The sequence below is a fragment of the Achromobacter anxifer genome (genome assembly GCF_903652925.1).
In the GTDB taxonomy this organism is placed as follows: domain Bacteria; phylum Pseudomonadota; class Gammaproteobacteria; order Burkholderiales; family Burkholderiaceae_B; genus Achromobacter; species Achromobacter anxifer.
In genome coordinates this window covers 251,974-265,415 of the sequence record NZ_CAHLAR010000008.1, presented here as the reverse complement: position 1 = coordinate 265,415, position 13,442 = coordinate 251,974, and the positions used below count along the sequence as shown (strand labels likewise).

Here is a 13,442-nt window from a genome sequence, read left to right as displayed (position 1 = left end):
AGGAATAGAATCCGTGACGTTCGATAAAGACCAGGTCCACGCCGGCAAGCGCCGCTTCCTGCGCAACGCGGCCGCCTCGACCGCCGGCCTGACCGCGCTGTCGATGTTCCCGCCGGCGATCCGCCGCGCGCTGGCCATCCCCGCCAACAACCGCACCGGCACCATCAACGACGTCGAGCACGTGGTCATCCTGATGCAGGAGAACCGCTCGTTCGACATGTATTTCGGCACGTACAAGGGCGTGCGCGGTTTCGGCGACCGCTTCACCATCCCGCTGCCCGAGAAGCGCTCGGTCTGGGAGCAGAGCAACGGCACCCGCGTGGTGATGCCGTATCACCTGGACAGCACCCAGGGCAACGCCCAGCGCGTCGCGGGCACGCCGCACAACTATATGGACGCGCAGCTGGCCTGGGACGGCGGCCGCATGGACCACTGGCCGCGCTACAAGCAGAACCAGTCCATGGGCTACTACCGCAAGAAGGAGGTGGAGTTCCAGTTCGCGCTGGCCGAAGCCTTCACCTTGTGTGATGCCTACCATTGCTCCACCCATGGCGGCACCAACACCAACCGCCTGTTCCTCTGGACCGGCACCAACGATCCGCTGTCGCTGGGCAACGGCCCCTCGACCCGCAACCAGTGGGACAGCCTGGGCGCCTCGTCCACCGGCTGGACCTGGAAGACCTATCCCGAGCGTCTGCAGGAAGCGGGCGTCACCTGGAAGGTCTACCAGAACCTGCCCGAGAACTTCGGCGACAACTCGCTGGCCGGCTTCAAGCAGTACCGCCGCGCCAACGAACTGGCCGGCAATAGCGCCAACGGCGCGCCGTACCCGGCCTGGACGCCCTCGATGGACGCCGCCAATCCCTTGTACAAGGGCACGGCCAACACCATGCCCGACGGCGGTTTCCTGAAGGCGCTGCGCGAGGACGCCCTCAACGGCACGCTGCCGCAGGTGTCGTGGATCGTGGCCCCCGCCACGTATTCCGAGCACCCCGGCCCGTCCAGCCCGATCCAGGGCGCCTGGTACATCCAGGAAGCGCTGGACGCGCTGACGGCCAATCCCGAGGTCTGGAGCAAGACCGTGCTCCTGATCAACTTCGACGAGAACGACGGCTACTTCGACCACGTGCCGTCGCCCGCCGCGCCTTCGCTGAACCCGGACGGATCCATGGCTGGCGGCTCCACCGTCAACACCGACCTGGAGCGCCACACCCATGCCTCGGCCCAGGACGCCGCCGACGACCGCGTCTACGGCCCCGGCCCGCGCGTGCCCATGTACGTGGTGTCGCCCTGGAGCCGCGGCGGCTGGGTCAACTCCCAGGCCTTCGACCACACCTCGGTGCTGCGTTTCCTGGAAGCGCGCTTCGGCGTGGCCGAGGACAACATCAGCCCCTGGCGCCGCGCCGTGCTGGGCGACCTGACCTCGGCGTTCAACTTCGCCACGCCCAACAACGAGAAGCTGCCCGACCTGAACCTGCTGACCCGCGCCGGTTCGGACAGCGAGCGCAGCGCGCAGGAAGCCCTGAACGCCGTGCCGCTGCCCGACCCCAGCACCCAGGCCAAGCCGGTGCAGGAGCAGGGCGTGCGCTATTCCCGCGCCTTGCCGTACGAGCTGCATACCAGCGGCCGCGCGCAGCCCGGCACGGGCGCCATGCGCCTGGTGTTCTCCAACACGGGCAAGCAGGCGGCGGTGTTCCACGTCTATGACCGCCTGAACCTGGACCGCCTGCCGCGCCGCTACACGGTGGAGCCGGACAAGCAGCTGGAAGGCAGCTGGGACACGGCGGCCGACGGCGGCAAGTACGACCTGTGGGTGCTGGGTCCCAACGGCTATCACCGTCATTTCGCCGGCGACTTGACGCTAGCCCGCACGTCGGAGCTGGCTCCGGAGATCCGGGTCTGCTATGACGTCGCCAACGGCGATGTCTACGTCAGCTTCATCAACGGCGGCAAGAACCCCTGCACCTTCGAAGTGGCGCCCAACGCCTACTACGCCAACCATGAGCGCTGGAAGTTCACGGTGCCCGCGGGCGGCCAGGTCGAACAGCACTGGCCGCTGCAAGGCAGCCAGGGCTGGTACGACTTCACGGCGCGCCTGGCCGAGGACCCGGCCTATCTGCGGCGTTTCGCCGGCCGCGTCGAAACCGGCCGTCCGTCGGTGACCGATCCGGCGATGGGGCTGTAAGCCTCAGGCGGCGGTCTGTGGTTCGCGCGCCCGGAAGGCCATGGCGCACGCCTCGCAGATCGCTGCCGTAATGCCCTGGCGCGCATGTTCGCGCCGTTCCAGCATGCCGATGGCGCGCGACATCGGCCCCAGGTCCTGCGGCAGGGTGAGTATCCGCAGTTCGGCGCTGTGCTGCCAGTTGGAGCCGTGGATCAGAGGCAGCAGGGTGACGCCGACCTCCTGGCGCACCAGCTCCACCAGCGTCTCGATGGCGTTGAGTTCCAGGAATTCGTCCAGCGGCACCGCCAGGCGGCGCAGCAGCCGGTCTATCTGCAGGCCGGTGCGCTGGGTGCGGTCAAAGCGCAGGAACGGGTTCTGCGCCAGCACCTCGCGGGCGTCCGCCCCGGGCGCCGAGTGCGGCGCGATCACCACCAGCGGCTCTTCATATAGCGCGGTCCAGCGGGTGCTGGCCATCTTGCGGCCGGCCTCCACCAGGAACGCCGCGTCCAGTTCGCCGTCTTCCACCTTGCCCGCCAGTTCGCTGGCCTTGCCCGACAGGATGCGCACGTCCAGCTTGGGGTGCTGCTTCTTCATGCCGGACACCACCTTGGACAGCGTGCCCATGCAGGACACGATGCTGCCCACCGCGACCGAGCCGGCCAGCTCGCCGGGCGCGGTGCGCGGCCGCCGCATGCGGTCGTAGAGATCCAGCAAGTGCTTGATTTCGGGCAGCAATTCGCGGCCGGCGGCGTTCAGGATGGCAAGCCGGCCGCTGCGGTCGAAAAGCTCGCGCCCCAGCTCCGCTTCCAGGGAGCGCATCTGGAAGCTGACCGCGGCCTGGGTCAGCGCCACCTGCTCGGCCGCTTCGGAGAAGGATCCATGGTGGGCGACCGCCAGAAAGGTGCGCAGAAAGCGGATCGTACTCATAAAAATATCTTTTATGACGGAACAAAAAATCAAATTGATTTAATTAAACCACGGGAGTAACTTCGGCCGCTTACCCGTTATGAGACTAGCGATATGAAATCCTTCGACTGGGGCAACCCGTATCCTTCCGTCCGCATCCCGCTGTTCGCCCGCAACGTGGTGTCCACGTCGCATCCGCTGGCGGCGCAGGCAGGGTTGCGCATGCTGCTCAAGGGCGGCAACGCCGTGGACGCCGCCATTGCCGCGGCCGCCACGATCGTCCTGGTCGAACCGGTGTCCTGCGGCCTGGGCGGCGACTGTTTCGCCATCGTCTGGGACGGCAAGGAATTGCACGGCCTGAATTCGTCGGGCGTGGCCCCCGCGGCCTGGAGCACCGAATACTTCAAGCGCAAGCACGGCGTGGGCCCCAATGGCCTGGCGATCCAGCCCAAGCGCGGCTGGGACGCCGTGACGGTGCCGGGCGTGGTGGCCGGCTGGGCCGCGCTGCATGAAAAGCTGGGCAAGCTGCCGTTCGAGCAGCTGTTCGAGCCCGCCATCGAAATCGCCGAGCGCGGCTACGCCGTGCCCCCGGTGGTGGCGCACAAGTGGGCCGCCGCGGCCGAGGAACTGAAGTCGCAGCCGGGCTATGCCCAGGCCTTCCTGCCCGAGGGCCGCGCGCCCAAGGTCGGCGAGCACTTCCGCTTCCCCGATGCCGCCAACACGCTGCGCCGCATCGCCGCGTCCAAGGGCCGCGACTTCTACGAAGGCGAGCTGGCCGAGCGCATTGCCGCCTTCAGCAAGGAATGCGGCGGCGCCATGACCCTGGACGACCTGCGCAACTACCGTCCGGAGTGGGTCAAGCCCATCTCCAAGTCCTACCGCGGCTACGAGCTGCACGAGATCCCGCCGAACGGGCAGGGCATCGCCGCGCTGATCGCGCTGGGCATCGTCGAGCGCTTCGACATGGCCGACATCCCGGTGGATTCGGTGCAGTCGCAGCACATCCAGATCGAAGCCATGAAGCTGGCCTTCGCCGACCTGTACAAGTATGTGGCCGACCCGCGCTCCATGGAGGTGACGCCGGAGCAAATGCTGTCCGACGCCTACCTGGACAGCCGCGCCAAGCTGATCCGCCTGGACCGCGCCACCCATTTCGAGGCCGGCCGCCCGCATGCCGGCGGCACCATCTACCTGACCGCCGCCGACGAAAACGGCATGATGATCTCGTTCATCCAGTCCAACTACATGGGCTTCGGCTCGGGCGTGGTGGTGCCGGGCACCGGCATCAGCATGCAGAACCGCGGCGTGGGCTTCTCGATGGATCCGAAGTCGGCCAACGTGGTCGAAGGCGGCAAGCGTCCCTTCCACACCATCATCCCGGGCTTCCTGACCCGCGGCGGCAAGCCGGTCATGAGTTTCGGCGTGATGGGCGGCGACATGCAGCCGCAAGGCCACATGCAGACCGTGGTGCGCATGCTGGACTACCACCAGAATCCGCAGGCCGCCTGCTGCGCCCCGCGCTGGAAGGTCAACCGCGATTTCACGCTCGACATCGAGACCAATATGAGGGCTTCCACCATTGCGGGCCTGAAGGACCTCGGACATGCTTTGAAGTCGGTCGACGATCCGTACATGGATTTCGGCGCGGGCCAGTTCATCTGGCGCATGTCGGAAAGCGACAACGAGCTTGGCTATGTCGCCGCCAGCGACAGCCGGCGCGACGGTCAGGCGGTCGGCTTCTAAACACGCAGTATTGCAGCCTCAAGGGGAAAAAACACAATGAAACGCTTGACCTTGACCTTCGGCGCCAGCCTGCTGGCGCTGGCCGCGGGCGCGGCTTGCGCCCAGAACATCCGGATCGGCCTGCAGGAGGATCCGGACGTGCTGGACCCGCACCGCGCGCGCACGTACGTGGGCCGCATCGTTTTCACCTCGCTGTGCGACAAGCTGATCGACATCGATCCCAAGCTGCACTTCGTGCCGCAGCTGGCCACCTCGTGGTCGTTCAGCCCCGACAACAAGGTGCTGACCTTCAAGCTGCGCGAGGACGCGCTGTTCCATGACGGCAGCAAGTTCGACGCCGCCGCTGCCAAGGCCAACCTGGAGCGCGCCATGTCCCTGCCGGACAGCCTGCGCAAGGGCGAGCTGGCTTCGGTGGAAAAGGTCGACGCCCCCGATGCCGCGACCCTGGTGCTGACCCTGAAGAAGCCCGACGCCACCTTGCTGGCGCAGCTGTCCGACCGCGCCGGCATGATGCTGTCGCCCAAGACCTTCACCGACGACGCCGCCGCCGTGGGCCGCAAGCCGATCTGCTCGGGCCCGTACAAGTTCGTCGAGCGCATCCAGAACGACCGCATCGTGCTGGAGAAATTCGACCAGTACTACGACGCCAAGGATTTCGCCTTCAAGCGCCTGACCTTCCTGCCGATCCCGGACACCACCGTGCGCCTGTCCAATCTGCGCGCGGGCGACCTGGACATGCTGGAACGCCTCAATCCTTCCGATGCGGCGCAGGTCAAGGGCGACGCCAACCTGACCTTCGCGCCGGTGGCCGGGCTGGGCTTCCAGCAGTTCATGTTCAACGTGGCCAACGGCAAGCGCGCCGAGGACAACCCGTTCAAGAACAAGCTGGTGCGCCAGGCCTTCCAGTACGCCATCGACCGCAACGCCATCAACGAAGTGGCCGGCGGCGGCATCTTCGAGCCGGCGCAGCAGCCGTTCCCGCCCGCCAGCCCCTACCACAGCGACAAGTTCCCGGTCACCAAGCGCGATGTGGCCAAGTCCAAGGCGCTGCTCAAGCAGGCGGGCTTTGACCGCGTCAAGGCCGAAGTCATGTTCGGCAACAACACCACGACCTCGTCCATCGCCGAGATCGTGCAGGCCATGGCGTCCGAGGCCGGCTTCGACCTGTCGCTGCGCCCGACCGAATACGCGGCGCTGCAGAAGGAATCGGCCGGCGGCAACTTCCAGGTCGTGATGCTGGGCTGGTCCGGCCGGGTCGATCCGGACGGCAACATCCACGCCTTCGTCACCTGCAAGGGCGCGCTGAACGACGGCCACTACTGCAACCCGGAAGTGGACAAGCTGCTCAACGAGGCCCGCACGGTGCCGGACGAGGCCAAGCGCAAGGCCATCTACGACCAGGCCCAGACCATCATCCAGGACGAACTGCCCGGGGTGTATAACTATTACCAACCCTGGCCCTTCGCGCTGGCCAAGAAGGTCAAGGGCTTCACTCCCTATCCGGACGGCATGATCCGCCTGAAAGGCGTGACGTTCGCGCAGAAGTGATTTCGGCGCGGCCGTTGCGCGCCGCGCCAGCCGGACGCCTAGCGCGTCCGGTTGTTGTTTGCGGCGGCGGTGCCCGAGGTATATCCTGCCGGCCCCGTCCGCCGTTCCTGTCTTACGGTTTCTCAAATGCTTAAACTCATCTTGCGCCGCGTGATCGTCGCGATACCGACACTGATACTGGTGTCGATGATCGTCTTCATGCTGCAAAAAATCCTGCCCGGCGATCCGGTGCTGACCCTGGCCGGCGAAGAACGCGATCCGGCCGTCCTGGACTACCTGCGGGACAAGTACCGCCTCAACGATCCGCTGCCCGTGCAGTACGCCGCCTGGGCCACGCAGGTCCTGCAGGGGGACCTGGGCAAATCCTTGCGCACCGACGTGCCCGTCACCACGCTGATCGGCCAGAAGCTGCCGGTCACGCTGCAGCTGGCCGCCATGGCCATGTTCTTCGCCTTGCTGATCGGGATCCCCATGGGGATCATCGCGGCCGTGAAGAAGGGCAAGCCGGTGGAAATGGGCGCCAACATCGCGGCGTTGTCAGGCATGTCCATTCCCAACTTCTGGCTGGGCATCATCCTCATCATGGTGGTGTCGGTGCAGTGGAAACTGCTGCCGGCCTCGGGCTATGTCTCGCCCGCCGAGGACTTCTGGCTGTCGATCAAGACCATGCTGATGCCGTCGCTGGTGCTGTCCACGGCCATCGCCGCGTATCTGATGCGCCATACCCGTTCGGCCATGCTCGAAGCCCTGTCGGCCGACTACGTGCGCACCGCGCGCGCCAAGGGCGTGTCGCCGCGCAGCGTGGTGCTGCGCCATGCCTTGCGCAACGCGCTGATGCCCATCGTCACGCTGGTGACGCTGCTGTTCGGCGAACTGCTGGCGGGCGCCGTGCTGACCGAGCAGGTCTTCACGATTCCCGGCTTCGGCAAGCTGGTGGTCGACGCGGTCTTCACGCGCGACTACGCGGTGGTGCAGGGCGTGGTGCTCTGCGTCGCGGTGGGCTTCATCATCATGAACCTGCTGGCCGACATTCTGTACATTCTGGTCAATCCCCGCCTGAGGCACTCATGAGCGCACTTCCTGCAACGGCCGCAGCCGTCACGCCGCCCCGCAGCCGCAATCGCGCCTGGGGCAAATTCAAGCGCAACCGCATCGCCATGCTGGGCCTGGGGATCGTGCTGTTCTTCGTGCTGGTCGCCATCCTGGCGCCGCTGATCGCCAGCCACGATCCCTTCCAGACCAGCTTCACCACCATCCGCAAGGCGCCGTCTGCGTCCTTCTGGCTGGGCACGGACGAGTTGGGCCGCGACATCTTCAGCCGCATGGTCTACGGCGCCCGCGCCTCGCTGATGGCGGGCCTGGTGTCGGTCCTGATCGCGCTGGCGGTGGGCGTGCCCTTCGGCCTGGCCGCCGGCTATTTCGGCGGCTGGACCGACAGCATCATCTCGCGCGCCACCGAAGCGCTGCTGGCGATTCCCTTCCTGATCCTGGCCATCGCGCTGGCCGCGTTCCTCGGCCCCAGCCTGACCAACGCCATGATCGCCATCGGCGTCTCGGCCGCGCCCAAGTTCATCCGGCTCACGCGCGGACAGGTGCTGGCGGTCAAGAACGAGGACTACGTGCAGAGTGCGCGCGCCCTGGGCGCGTCCGACCTGCGCATCATCGGCCGCCACGTGTTCCCCAACGTCATGCCGCCGCTGATCGTGCAGGCCACCATCACCATCGCCACGGCCATCATCGCCGAGGCCAGCCTGTCGTTCCTGGGTCTGGGCCTGCAGCCGCCGAACCCGTCCTGGGGCTCGATGCTGAACACCGCCAAGAACTTCATGACCCAGGCGCCCTGGATGTCCATCTTCCCCGGTTCGGCCATTTTCCTCGTGGTGCTGGGCTTCAATCTGCTGGGCGACGGGCTGCGCGACGCGCTCGATCCGCGTCAGGACAAGTAATCACCATGGCAACAATGGATCCCAAACGCGTCGTCCAGGTCAACGACCTGACCGTGCAATTCAAAACCCCCGAACGCACCGTGGAAGCGGTGCGCAAGGTCTCCTTCCACGTCGACCGCGGCGAAACCCTGGCCATCGTGGGCGAATCCGGCTCCGGCAAGTCCGTGACCTCGCTGGCGCTGATGCGCCTGGTCGAGTACGGCGGCGGCCGGATCGTCAACGGCGGCATGCTGCTGCGCCGGCGCAACGGCGAGGTCCTGGACCTGCTCAACGCGCCCGACGCCACGCTGCAACGCGTGCGCGGCGCGGACGTGGCCATGATCTTCCAGGAGCCCATGACCTCCCTGAACCCCAGCTTCACGGCCGGCAACCAGATTGCCGAAGCCCTGCAGCTGCACCAGGGGCTGGACGCCGCCGCGGCGCGCGCCGAAACGCTGCGCATGCTGGAGCGGGTGCGCATCCCCGAGGCCCGCGCCATCCTGGACCGTTATCCGCACCAGCTGTCGGGCGGCATGCGCCAGCGCGTCATGATCGCCATGGCGCTGTCCTGCAAGCCCCAGCTGCTGATCGCCGACGAGCCGACCACCGCCCTGGACGTCACCATCCAGGCCCAGATCCTGCAGCTGATCCGCCAGTTGCAGGAAGAAATGGACATGGGCGTGATCTTCATCACGCACGACATGGGCGTGGTGGCCGAGGTGGCCGACCGCGTGCTGGTCATGTACCGCGGCGACAAGGTGGAAGAGGGCGGTTCCGACGAGGTATTTGCGCGTCCGCAGCACGCCTACACGCGCGCGCTGCTGTCGGCGGTGCCGCGCCTGGGCGCCATGCATGGCACGGACGAGCCCGCGCCGTTCCCGCTGCTGCGCGTCGACGAAGCCGCCAAGCGCTCGCAGGCGGCCGCCGCGCCGGTCGCCGCGCCGTCCACCGTGCGCCGCGAGAACGGTCCGGTGCTCAAGGTCCGCGACCTGACCACCAGCTTCGACATCACCGGCGGCATTCTGGGCCGCGTGCAGAAGCGCGTGCATGCCGTGGAGAAGGTCAGCTTCGATCTCTATCCGGGCGAGACCCTGTCGCTGGTGGGCGAGTCCGGCTGCGGCAAGACCACCACCGGCCGTTCGCTGCTGCAACTGGTCAAGAGCCAGGCCGGCAGCATCGAATTCGACGGCAAGAACATCGGCGCGCTGCGCGGCAGCGCCATGCAGACGCTGCGCCAGCACATCCAGTTCATTTTCCAGGATCCGTTCGCCTCGCTGGACCCGCGCATGACGGTGGGCTATTCCATCATGGAGCCCCTGCTGATCCATGGCGTCGCGCGCGGCAAGGCGGCGCAGGACCGGGTGCGCTGGCTGATGGACAAGTGCGGGCTGCTGCCTGAAATGATCGACCGCTATCCGCACGAGTTCTCGGGCGGCCAGCGCCAGCGCATCTGCATCGCGCGCGCCCTGGCCCTGAATCCCAAGGTCGTGATCGCCGACGAATCGGTGTCGGCGCTGGACGTGTCGATCCAGGCGCAGATCGTCAACCTGCTGCTGGACTTGCAGCGGGAGCTGGGCGTGTCGTTCCTGTTCATCTCGCACGACATGGCGGTGGTCGAGCGCGTGAGCCACCGGGTGGCGGTGATGTACCTGGGGCAGATCGTCGAGATCGGCCCGCGCCGCGCCATCTTCGAGAACCCGCAGCATCCCTACACCAAGAAGCTGATGGCGGCGGTGCCGATCGCCGATCCGCAGCGCCGCCACCGCGAGCGTTCGCTGCTGGTGGACGAGATCCCCAGTCCGGTGCGCAAGCTGGGCGACGATCCGCTGGTCGAGCCGCTGGTCGCCGTGGGCGAGGGCCATTTCGTGGCGCGCCACCCGATCGGGGTGTATTAAGGCAGGGAGGGGCATGCCGGCGGGCGCCTTGCGGGCGCCGCGCCGGCCGGCCGGGCCTGAAGCTAGCGCTTCTCCAGCGCCAGCTTCAGGCCGAAGGCGATGAATACCGCGCCCGTCATGCGGTCCAGGCCGCGCATCACGGCCGGCCGCGACAGCCAGCGCGCTAGCGGGCGCGTCGCGGCCACCAGCACCGCAAACCACAATATGCCCAGCACCGCGTGGATGCCCGCCAGCAGCAGGCTGAAGCGCAGCACGTCCGCGCCCGCGGGGATGAACTGGGGCAGGAAGGTGATGTAGAAGATCCCGATCTTGGGATTGAGCGCATTGGTCAGGCAGCCGCGCACGAACCAGCCGCCGGCGCTGGCGGCCGCGGCCGGCGCGGGCCGGGCGGCGGCGCCATCGGCGGCCTGCTTGCCGGGCAGCGTGCCCCACAGCAGTTTCACCCCCAGGTAGAACAGGTACAGCGCCGCGCAGATGCGCAGCGCGTCATAGGCCAGGGTGGACACCAGCAGCAGCGAGCCCAGCCCCAGGGCCGCCACGGCGCCCCAGAGCAGGCAGCCGGCGGCGACGCCCAGGCCGGCCATGAGGGCGCGGCGGCCGCCTTCGACGGCGGCGGTGCGCAGCACCAGGGCGCTGTCCATGCCCGGGGTCACGGTGAGGATGGCGGCGGCCAGGGTAAAGGCGAGCAGGGCGGCGGTGGCGGTCATGGGAGAGTCCGGCAGCGGATTGGCGGAGGCGCAGCGGGCCAGTGTAGCGCTGCCGGGCCTGCCGGCGCAGCCTTGCGGCGCCTTGCCCGACCGCCGCAGGCGTTATCATGGCGGCCTTCAGCAATTCGCCACATTCAACGGATTTTCACCATGGCCCTGCGCGCCACCATCTACAAGGCCGAGCTCAACGTCGCCGACACCGACCGCCACTATTACGGCAGCCACTCGCTGACGGTCGCCCGCCATCCCTCGGAAACCGACGAGCGCATGATGGTGCGGCTGGTCGCCTACGCCCTGCATGCGCAAGAGGAACTGGCCTTCACCAAGGGCCTGAGCGACACCGACGAGCCCGACCTGTGGGTCAAGGACCTGACCGGCGCGGTCAAGCTGTGGATCGAAGTGGGCCAGCCCGAAGAGCGCCGCATCCTGCGCGCCTGCGGCCGCGCCGACGAAGTCATCGTCTACTGCTACGGCGGCTCCGCCAGCAAGATCTGGTGGGACGGCGTGAAGAACAAGCTGGAACGCACCCGCAACCTGAAGATCGTCAACCTGCCGTCCGACCAGACCAGGGCCCTGGCCCAGCTGGCCGAGCGCACCATGCGGCTGAACGCCAACATCTCCGACGGCGTGGTGTATTTCTCGGCCGACAAGGGCGAGGTCAGCGTCGAGCCGGAGAGCTGGCGCTAAGGCGGTCCGGCCGACCGCCTCAGCCGCAGGCGTCGGCGGCCTGGTTCGCGGGATCGGCGCAGGCGCGCCAGCGGGCCTCGTCCATCGCGGGCACCAGTAGCACCCGGCTCATGGGGTCCGAATACCAGAAGATCCGGCCGGGCTTGTCGTTCACGGCCTGCCACACGCGCTCCTGGACGTCCGCCGCCAGCGGCGCGCGGCCCTTCGGGTCGGTCACGCCCTGGGCCAGGATGATCTGCGTGCGCGGATCCCAGGATTGCATGTCCGAGTCGTTCACCGGTATTTCGTCGGCGATGCGCACGATGCGCCACTCGTTGCCCGGAACCTCGCCAGACAGGCTGTTCAGTTCTTCCCGTTTCAGCGCGTAGGGGCGGGAGTCCCGCTCCGCGGCCTGGACCTCGGCATAGGACCTGTCGCTTTCCCCGGGAGAGTAGCGGCGCAGATAGCGCTGCTGCGGCCGGCCTTCGGCGTCATAGGTCTGGACCTGGAAGGCGCCGCCCTGCGCGGTGGCGTCGATGGCGCGCAGCAGGCGGCCTTCCGCGTCGCGCGCATAGAACCGGCCGCCTTGCGGCTCCTGTTCGCTGCCGCAACCCTCGTTGACGAAGGCGCTCAGCGCGCCCGGGGCGTTGCGTTTCAGGCAGGTCTGGCGGCTTGCCGCGTAGGTGGCGGGCCGCCGGTATTCCGTCTGCTCGTACTCGACCACGCGCGTCAGGGCGCCCGCAGCATCGTATTCCAGCGCGTAGCCGCCGGACAGGAACGGCGCGGCGCCGCGGGCGTTGTGTGGCGGCAACTCATATTGCTCGGCGCGGCACAGCCGGCCGTCGGCATCGAAATAGAGCCGCGCGGGCGCCTGGTCGACGCTGTCCAGCCGATAGGCGGACCAATCGACCTTGTCCATCCAGGTCCGCGGCAACGGGTCGCCGGTCTCGTCCACCCAGACCGGCGTGTTGGGGGCGGCAATGCGTTCGCCATGCAGGCCCAGCAGGACGCGGTCGTCGCCCAGGCCGGCCGACACGGGCACGGCCTTGAGCGCCACGGGCGCGGTGAAATCGGCGGGGGCGGGACCGCAGGCCGCCGCCGCGCCGCCGGCATAGGCGATGGCGCTCAGGGCAAGGGCAACGGCAAGTCGTTCAAGCATATTGCAGCGCATCCATGAACTTCACCAGGTCCCAGAACTCCTTGGACACGCCGCCCAGCCGCAATTTGCCGTCGCGGTCCTCGAACAGCAGGAAGGGATAGGCGTTGCGCTCCAGCGTGCCGGCCTGGGGCAGGCGGTAGGGCTTGAAGACTTCTTGATTGTTGAAATAGGGTTCCAGCCGGCCGCCGCCGTCCACATGCATGTAACGGACGCGCAGTACATGTTTCTGGTACTTGGCCTGGCTCTCGGGGAAGTCGCCGCCGTCGCCCGCCACCACCGAGTCGGCCAGGACCGCCAGGAAGACGCGCGCGAAGCCCGCGAAATGGATCTCGCCGCTGGTGGAGTCGCCCGGCGCCTCGGCCAGCGTCTTGACCAGCTGGGTGGCGCGGGAACCCGGCACGATGGTCTGCGCGAACAGGTTGTCGATATCGGCCGCGGCCGGGTCGGGAGACTGTCGCAGGCGCAGGAGGTCGGCGCGGAAATCCGTCAGCCATTGCCGGTAGCGGGCATTTTCCGCCTGGAGGTCGAGTTGCTGGGCGCCGGCGGCGCCGCAATAGAGGCCCAGCAGCAAGGCCAGGAGCAGGAGCCGGGCCTGTTGCAGCCAGCCTGAGGGCACGCGGATAGGGTGTTCCATAGGCTGGCGATCATATCGTTCAAAATGCTGCTATTTTGGTGCAGAGCGTGACAGAATGTCAGTCATGGTCACCGGCATGACCATACCGATAATCC

The 13,442-nt window shown here is 67.5% G+C and carries 11 protein-coding genes; 7 read left to right on the top strand and 4 right to left on the bottom strand.

The window, feature by feature from the left end:
- Nucleotides 1–13 precede the first annotated feature (13 nt).
- Nucleotides 14–2,185, top strand: a complete 2,172-nt coding sequence (locus tag HWY37_RS24480; RefSeq protein WP_176090047.1) for a phosphocholine-specific phospholipase C — start codon at nucleotides 14–16, stop codon at nucleotides 2,183–2,185.
- A gap of 3 nt (nucleotides 2,186–2,188) precedes the next feature.
- Here HWY37_RS24480 and HWY37_RS24475 read toward each other — a convergent pair whose 3' ends face one another.
- Nucleotides 2,189–3,091: a LysR family transcriptional regulator gene (locus HWY37_RS24475; RefSeq protein WP_176090046.1), complete on the bottom strand. Its 903-nt coding sequence runs from the start codon at nucleotides 3,089–3,091 to the stop codon at nucleotides 2,189–2,191.
- 93 nt (nucleotides 3,092–3,184) lie between these two features.
- Here HWY37_RS24475 and ggt point away from each other — a divergent pair, with 93 nt between their 5' ends.
- From ggt to HWY37_RS24450, 5 genes are all read left to right on the top strand, one after another.
- Nucleotides 3,185–4,813, top strand: coding sequence for a gamma-glutamyltransferase (gene ggt / locus HWY37_RS24470; RefSeq protein WP_175211343.1), 1,629 nt, complete (start codon nucleotides 3,185–3,187; stop codon nucleotides 4,811–4,813).
- 36 nt (nucleotides 4,814–4,849) lie between these two features.
- Nucleotides 4,850–6,361 carry an ABC transporter substrate-binding protein gene (locus HWY37_RS24465; RefSeq protein ID WP_176090045.1) on the top strand — a complete coding sequence of 504 codons (1,512 nt, stop codon included), beginning with the start codon at nucleotides 4,850–4,852 and terminating at the stop codon, nucleotides 6,359–6,361.
- Nucleotides 6,362–6,487: 126 nt separating this feature from the next.
- Complete coding sequence (locus tag HWY37_RS24460) at nucleotides 6,488–7,432, top strand: ABC transporter permease (protein ID WP_175211347.1); 945 nt, start codon at nucleotides 6,488–6,490, stop codon at nucleotides 7,430–7,432.
- On the top strand, nucleotides 7,429–8,307 hold the full coding sequence (locus HWY37_RS24455) for an ABC transporter permease (RefSeq protein ID WP_176090044.1): 879 nt from the start codon (nucleotides 7,429–7,431) through the stop codon (nucleotides 8,305–8,307). The genes HWY37_RS24460 and HWY37_RS24455 overlap by 4 nt, the downstream gene beginning before the upstream one ends.
- Before the next feature lie 14 nt (nucleotides 8,308–8,321).
- A complete protein-coding gene (locus HWY37_RS24450; RefSeq protein ID WP_176090071.1) occupies nucleotides 8,322–10,181 on the top strand; it encodes a dipeptide ABC transporter ATP-binding protein in 1,860 nt (619 codons plus the stop codon).
- Between the two features lie 62 nt (nucleotides 10,182–10,243).
- On the opposite strand, the gene HWY37_RS24445 is transcribed toward HWY37_RS24450, so the two are convergent.
- On the bottom strand, nucleotides 10,244–10,888 hold the full coding sequence (locus HWY37_RS24445; protein WP_176090043.1) for a LysE family translocator: 645 nt from the start codon (nucleotides 10,886–10,888) through the stop codon (nucleotides 10,244–10,246).
- 150 nt (nucleotides 10,889–11,038) lie between these two features.
- Here HWY37_RS24445 and HWY37_RS24440 point away from each other — a divergent pair, with 150 nt between their 5' ends.
- Nucleotides 11,039–11,575 carry a YaeQ family protein gene (locus HWY37_RS24440; protein ID WP_175209546.1) on the top strand — a complete coding sequence of 179 codons (537 nt, stop codon included), beginning with the start codon at nucleotides 11,039–11,041 and terminating at the stop codon, nucleotides 11,573–11,575.
- Nucleotides 11,576–11,594: 19 nt separating this feature from the next.
- Here the strand turns inward: HWY37_RS24440 and HWY37_RS24435 are convergent, their stop codons facing one another.
- Nucleotides 11,595–12,713 (bottom strand): hypothetical protein, encoded by a 1,119-nt coding sequence (locus HWY37_RS24435; protein WP_176090042.1) that lies wholly within the window; start codon nucleotides 12,711–12,713, stop codon nucleotides 11,595–11,597.
- Nucleotides 12,706–13,347 carry a hypothetical protein gene (locus tag HWY37_RS24430; RefSeq protein WP_176090041.1) on the bottom strand — a complete coding sequence of 214 codons (642 nt, stop codon included), beginning with the start codon at nucleotides 13,345–13,347 and terminating at the stop codon, nucleotides 12,706–12,708. The genes HWY37_RS24435 and HWY37_RS24430 overlap by 8 nt, the downstream gene beginning before the upstream one ends.
- Nucleotides 13,348–13,442: the final 95 nt, after the last annotated feature.

Excerpts from the sequence above, each read along its gene's own strand:
- HWY37_RS24430 (WP_176090041.1), bottom strand. The coding sequence starts at position 13,347 with ATGGAACACCCTATCCGCGTGCCCTCAGGCTGGCTGCAACAGGCCCGG.
- ggt (WP_175211343.1), top strand. The coding sequence starts at position 3,185 with ATGAAATCCTTCGACTGGGGCAACCCGTATCCTTCCGTCCGCATCCCG.
- HWY37_RS24455 (WP_176090044.1), top strand. The coding sequence starts at position 7,429 with ATGAGCGCACTTCCTGCAACGGCCGCAGCCGTCACGCCGCCCCGCAGC.
- HWY37_RS24440 (WP_175209546.1), top strand. The coding sequence starts at position 11,039 with ATGGCCCTGCGCGCCACCATCTACAAGGCCGAGCTCAACGTCGCCGAC.
- HWY37_RS24450 (WP_176090071.1), top strand. The coding sequence starts at position 8,322 with ATGGATCCCAAACGCGTCGTCCAGGTCAACGACCTGACCGTGCAATTC.
- HWY37_RS24465 (WP_176090045.1), top strand. The coding sequence starts at position 4,850 with ATGAAACGCTTGACCTTGACCTTCGGCGCCAGCCTGCTGGCGCTGGCC.
- HWY37_RS24435 (WP_176090042.1), bottom strand. The coding sequence starts at position 12,713 with ATGCTTGAACGACTTGCCGTTGCCCTTGCCCTGAGCGCCATCGCCTAT.
- HWY37_RS24460 (WP_175211347.1), top strand. The coding sequence starts at position 6,488 with ATGCTTAAACTCATCTTGCGCCGCGTGATCGTCGCGATACCGACACTG.
- HWY37_RS24475 (WP_176090046.1), bottom strand. The coding sequence starts at position 3,091 with ATGAGTACGATCCGCTTTCTGCGCACCTTTCTGGCGGTCGCCCACCAT.
- HWY37_RS24445 (WP_176090043.1), bottom strand. The coding sequence starts at position 10,888 with ATGACCGCCACCGCCGCCCTGCTCGCCTTTACCCTGGCCGCCGCCATC.